6 protein-coding genes are annotated in these 5,779 nt (G+C 56.4%); 3 read left to right on the forward strand and 3 right to left on the reverse strand.

The annotated features are described in order from the left end of the window. Nucleotides 1-253 precede the first annotated feature (253 nt). From VM163_11160 to VM163_11170, 3 genes are all read right to left on the reverse strand, one after another. Nucleotides 254-331, reverse strand: coding sequence for a hypothetical protein (locus VM163_11160; protein HUT04438.1), 78 nt, complete (start codon nt 329-331; stop codon nt 254-256). After that, nucleotides 297-413 (reverse strand): hypothetical protein, encoded by a 117-nt coding sequence (locus VM163_11165; protein HUT04439.1) that lies wholly within the window; start codon nt 411-413, stop codon nt 297-299. The genes VM163_11160 and VM163_11165 overlap by 35 nt, the downstream gene beginning before the upstream one ends. A 128-nt stretch (nt 414-541) precedes the next feature. Further along, the gene (locus VM163_11170; GenBank protein HUT04440.1) at nt 542-778 is read right to left on the reverse strand and encodes a DUF2283 domain-containing protein; all 237 of its coding nucleotides are present in this window, start codon (nt 776-778) and stop codon (nt 542-544) included. A gap of 362 nt (nt 779-1,140) precedes the next feature. On the opposite strand from VM163_11170, the gene ligA reads away from it, so the two are divergent. The 3 genes from ligA (at nt 1,141) to VM163_11185 (ending at nt 5,713) form a co-directional block, all read left to right on the forward strand. Beyond that, on the forward strand, nt 1,141-3,258 hold the full coding sequence (gene ligA, locus VM163_11175; GenBank protein HUT04441.1) for an NAD-dependent DNA ligase LigA: 2,118 nt from the start codon (nt 1,141-1,143) through the stop codon (nt 3,256-3,258). A gap of 78 nt (nt 3,259-3,336) precedes the next feature. Next, the gene (locus tag VM163_11180; GenBank protein HUT04442.1) at nt 3,337-4,824 is read left to right on the forward strand and encodes an AAA family ATPase; all 1,488 of its coding nucleotides are present in this window, start codon (nt 3,337-3,339) and stop codon (nt 4,822-4,824) included. Between the two features lie 85 nt (nt 4,825-4,909). Continuing rightward, nucleotides 4,910-5,713: a GNAT family N-acetyltransferase gene (locus VM163_11185; GenBank protein ID HUT04443.1), complete on the forward strand. Its 804-nt coding sequence runs from the start codon at nt 4,910-4,912 to the stop codon at nt 5,711-5,713. The last annotated feature ends 66 nt before the right edge of the window (nt 5,714-5,779 follow it).

Below are 5,779 nucleotides of genomic sequence, written 5' to 3' on the forward strand. Positions count from 1 at the left end.
GGCGCTTACCTCCTTGCCGGCCGGCGCGAGTAGATTCAGGAGGCTGTCCCAAAAGTCACTTCGCGTTCTGATCTTCTTACAACACAAGGATTCTGCCATGCAGATGCACTTATTGGACAGCCTCTTGAATGGAGGGAGAAGTTGGAGATGAACAGTTCGTGCCTATCGGACGCAGCCACAATAGCCTGAGCTTCCTCCGCTCGGTCCTGCCGCAAGATTACCTCGAGAAAGAGATTGGTATCGAGCAAGAGCCTCATTGTGCTCCTATTCTCCACTCAGAGATCTTATGTTGTAGCTCAACCGAGGTGTATTTGTCGCGGAGGTGCTCCAACGCGCCTGCCCAATCGAATCGGGGCTTGCGCCGCGGCCTGTTTGCGCCGCCTCTCGAGCACAAAGTTGGCGAAATCCCTCACATCTTCCTGAAGGTCAGGAGGAAGTTCTTTGAGCAGCTCTTCAAGGGTCTTATGCTGTCCTTTTGCGATGTCTCTCAATCTTCAGAGCACGATCTAAAGCCAGAGGCTGAGTGAATCGGGCTCTGGAATCAGCTGGATGATGCGGCCAATCCTGTTTTTCCGATGCCGATGTCCTCGAGCACGACCTTTCGGAACACGTCAGGGTCCCCGAACCGCTTCTGAGCATCCAGTATCTCTATCCCGGCAATGCGCCCGTCTTCTGCATAATCAACGGCGAGGCCTTCCCCAAGATGGTCTGTCGTTACAGTAGTCTCAATGAAGCGGATGTATAGTGCGTCCACATCGGCATCATATGTGATTCTCATCGCCTGATTCCCTCATCAGAAATAGTAAACATATACGGTGACGACCACGATCTCGTCAGCTTCTTCGACGAAAATCGGCCGAACCTGCTTGGTCGCATAATATTTACCGTTCCAGACACCGTCAAATGTGAAGTCCTTCCGGCACTCAAGTCTCCCTGTTTCAGCCTCATCGATTTCATCGGCCTCTCTTCAGCTTGGACGACACCATCACCATCTGGGTGATCCTGCCATTCGAAGATCATATCCCTTGATGGGAGCCGGGTCAAATATATTGCCCCGGTCAATCGCTTACTTGATGCGGCTGTCCGAATTTGTGAGAATATATGTGAGATGCACATCGGAATCTGATCGAGGTGGGTTTGATGCGGGACGAGTCGATTGGGCGAGCGATAGCGGAGCTGCGGGAGCAGATACGCTACCATGAGCACAAGTATTATGTGGAGAACGAGCCAGAGATTTCCGACTTCGAGTTCGATGGGCTTATGCAGAGGCTAAAGGAACTTGAGGCGCAGCATCCGGAGCTCGTGACGCCCGATTCACCGACTCAGCGGATTTATGACGGGACGCTGGACGGCTTCAAGCAGGTCTCCCACAAGGTGGCGATGCTCTCCCTCGATAACTCATACAATTTCACAGACCTCGCCGAGTTCGACGAGCGCGTTGGGCGCGCGCTAGGTGTTCCTACGGATGAGATTGAATACGTAGCCGAGCTCAAGATCGACGGAGTCGGCATAGCGCTTCTCTACGAAAACGGTGTGCTCGTGCGAGGCGCAACGCGGGGCAATGGCACGGTGGGCGATGACATCACACACAGCGTCAGGACGATAATGTCTGTCCCGCTGAGGTTGCGGGGCGGTCCTGGCCAGGTTCCGCCTTTGTTGGAGGTCCGCGGCGAGGCCTTCATTGGTCTGAAGGAGTTCGAGCGAATCAATCGGGAGCGGGAGGAGGCTGGCCTCGACTTTTTTGCCAACCCTCGCAACTCGACGGCGGGCACGTTGCGGCAGCTGGACGTCATGGAAGTTGCGAGGCGCCGGCTCGACGTGTTTATCTACATGCTCAGCCACGTGGAGGGTCTTGCGGTTGAGACCCACTCGCAGGCGCTGGGACTGATGCAGTCGTGGGGATTCAAGGTGAATCCTGCCGCGAGTCGCTGCCGGGGCCTCTCGGAGGTCAGGGATTATTGCGATGAGTGGCAGCAGAAACGGCATGGGCTCGACTACGCAACCGACGGGGTCGTCGTGAAAGTGAACCGACTTGACTACCAGGAGAGGTTGGGACAGACCAGCAAGCACCCCAGATGGGCGATAGCGTTCAAGTTCCCGGCGGAACAGGCGACGACAAAGGTGCTGTCAATCGACGTTCAGGTCGGCAGAACCGGGGCCGTAACGCCGGTCGCGACGTTTGCGCCGGTCCATCTTTCGGGCACGACCGTCAAGCGCGCCTCGTTACACAATGCTGACGAGATCGGACGGAAGGACATCCGTGTGGGGGATACTGTGGTTTTAGAGAAGGCCGGCGAGATAATCCCACAAGTCGTGAGCGTCATCAAATCGGAACGGACTGATGATGAGAAGCCCTTTCGAATGCCAGAGAACTGCCCCGTCTGCGGCAGTCCCCTGGTCAGGCCAGAGGGCGAGGTCGTGATCCGCTGCGTGAACTCCTCGTGCCCAGCCGTGCTGAAGGAGAGCATCGGGCATTTCGCGTCCCGTGCGGGCCTCGATATTGATGGTCTGGGGCCGGCTCTCATCGACACGCTGGTTGATCGCGGCATGGTCAAGAACTACGCGGACATCTTCAAGCTTGATAAGGAGGATTTAGCCGCACTGCCTCGAATGGCGGCAAAATCAGCCGATAATCTGCTTGCAGCGCTCGAGAAGAGCAAAAAAGTGCCCTTCAACAGGTTTATCTATGCGCTTGGCATAAGGCACGTGGGCGCGTTCGCGGCGCGGGCCCTTGCGGCGAACTTCAGCTCGGTCAAGGATTTAATAGCCACGGCTCAGGAGAGAGGAATCCCGCCGCAAGCGGAGCCCGAAGTGCTTGTGGAGGACGAAAAAAGTGCCCCGAAACGGCGGCGTCCGGTGGAACCCTCTGGTGAGATGCTTGAGGCAATCGATGGGATAGGCGCCATTGTTGCGAGCAGCGTGGCACAGTATTTCCGCTTGCCAGGGAACGTTCGCGTGATAGAGGATTTGCTTGATGCGGGCGTAAAGATCATTTATCCTGAGAGAAAGATCGCCTCTGAGGAGGCGCTTTTAGGGAAGCGATTTGTTCTCACTGGGACGCTGGAGTCGATGAGGCGAGACGAGGCGAAGGCGAAGATCGAGTCGCTTGGTGGTCGAGTTACGGCATCTGTCACAAAGCAGACTGATTATGTTATAGTAGGGGCAAGTCCGGGGTCGAAGCTGGACAAGGCGCGGCGGCTTGGCGTGCATATATTGACTGAGGCAGAGTTTCTGGAGTTGATAGAGAGTGGCAAGTGATTCCTTTGCTGGATGGTATCGGGTGGGGTAGGATTGACCCCGTGTGGGTGCATGATGGTGCTGGATGGGGAGTAGTGAGTGGACGATTTTGAGACTGAACTTGCGCTGCTCATACGGGCTCGTTATCCGATAATCTACCTAGTCAGTTGGGAGGAGCGCCGGGTGGAGCGGATTGTGCGGCGCTTGGCGACTTCACTTGGCAAGCACGTCATCGTTTGGACAAGCTCTGCCGGGTTTGACCAGACTGCCGGCAGGACATCCGATTCCACAAAGCCCTTCTCCGCTCTGTCGCACGTTCTCCAGGTTCCGGAGAAATCGATCTTCCTTCTGAAGGATTTTCACCCGTTTCTGAACGAGCGTGAGCCGGTGGTGACTCGGATGCTGAGGGATATTGGGGCTAAGCTAAAAACGAGCTATAAGACAGTGATCATCCTCTCACCGGTGCTGAACATACCGGTAGAATTGGAGAAGGAGATCTCCGTCCTCGATGTGCCATTACCTACTGAGCAGGAGCTGAGGGGAATACTTGATTCGGTTGTGAAACAGGCGAGGCGCGACCCCCGGTTGACCGTTGATATAAGCGACGACGTTGTGGACAAGATGGTCAGGGCCACGTGTGGGCTGACGGAGGAGGAGGCGGAGAACGCGTTCGCGAAGGCGCTCGTGAACGATGGTAAGTTCACTGAGGATGACCTCCCGATGATCATAAGGGAAAAAAAGCAGATCATCCGGAAGACGGGTGTGCTGGAGTATTACGATCTCTCGGAGACGTTTGACGCCGTGGGAGGCCTGTCCAAACTGAAGCTGTGGCTTACGAATCGTGCGGAAGCGTTCGGGGCGGAGGCGCGGGAGTTTGGGTTACCGGAGCCCAAGGGGTTGCTCCTCGTAGGGGTCCAAGGCTGCGGCAAGAGCCTGACAGCGAAGGCGGTAGCATCACTTTGGAAGCTGCCACTGCTAAGGCTGGACGTGGGCAGCCTCTTCGGGTCATATATTGGCACATCGGAACATAATATGCGTAAGGCGATCAAAGTCGCCGAATCGCTCGCTCCGGCGATACTGTGGCTGGATGAGATCGAGAAGGGCTTTTCTGGGGTTATGGGCTCGGGTTCGACGGATGGAGGAACGACTGCGAGGGTGTTTGCGACGTTTCTGACTTGGCTTCAGGAGAAGACCAAGCCGGTCTTCGTTGTGGCCACGGCAAACGCCATCAATCAACTGCCGCCGGAGATGCTTAGAAAGGGTAGATTCGACGAGATATTCTTCATCGACCTCCCCACCGAGCAGGAGCGCGAGAGCATCATCAAGATTCATCTCAAGAAGCGCAAACGGGACCCCACGCGGTTTGCGGTCGCTGAGTTAGCGCGGGGTTGCGCGGGGGGGAGCGGGGCTGAGATCGAGCAGGCGATCATCTCGGCGCTTTACGAGGCCTTTGCGGAGAAGCGGGACATATCCACGCAGGACGTTCTCCGTGCGTTCTCCGAGAGCGTCCCCTTGTCAGCGATGATGAGGGAGCAAATAGCGGCGTTTAGGGCGTGGGCGAAGGACCGTGCGAGGCCAGCGTCGTGAGCAAGTCTTGGCCCCACGGCGGACGCTCGGTCTCATATACGTTCATCTCAATGATAGTTTCAGGACATCGCATAAGAAGGAAACCATGAGACTCTCAGAGGCAGAAGAACAAGCTCTGAATGACCTGGCCGACAAGCTGAAGAGCGACCCCTTAGCCAATCCCATTCTCTTGGCAGACGTCACGCAGCTTCGCTCCAGCTGCGACTTCTTCATTTCGCTTGAGAGAAGTGGAAGACTCCGCGGAGTCCTTACAGTGACCCAGCATCTCCCATTTACCACCACCGCATTCTCGGATATGTCCGCTGCAGCGTTCATTGAGCTCATGACGAACGCTCTCGAGTTACCGCAGTGTGAATCAGGGTCATTTTACTGCCTTGCATCGCGTAGCCAGCGTCAGCTGATCAAGTCGGTTTCGTTTATCAAGTGGGAGATGCCGGAGTTCAGATACGATCTCGGACCGGAGGCGGACCATGGTCCTTTTAGGTCTCAGCTTGCCGAGGGGCTTGAGGTCAGGGAGCTCTCCGAGGCGGACGCTGGGGCCCTCGAAAAGCTTTACAGCGAGGTCCCCGCAGTTGCGTTCGGCCCCAAGGCATTGACACTTGGTCCTTGGGTTGGTGTCTTCAGCGGTGAGAGCTTGGTCGGCGTCGCGGGAGTGCATTTCTCAACACCCTGGGTAACAGAGCTCGGCCATGCAGTTACGCACCCGAAGTACCGGCGCATGGGCTGCGCCAGGGCGCTGCTCGCACGCCAGATTAAGGTATTGGCCGGCAAGACTCAGCACATAACAGCTTGCTGTTTTCAAGAAAGCTACGCGCCTCAAAGTCTCTTGGAGTCGATGGGTTTCAAGAGGCACGAACAGGTTTGGTTGATGGAGTTTGGTGTTGGTTGATGGGCCACCTCGCCTGTGCGGTTTGGCAGCCAGCGCCGGACGCATAGAGACAACCAAATGCGAAAA

This window comes from bacterium (assembly GCA_035527515.1).
GTDB lineage: Bacteria > B130-G9 > B130-G9 > B130-G9 > B130-G9 > B130-G9.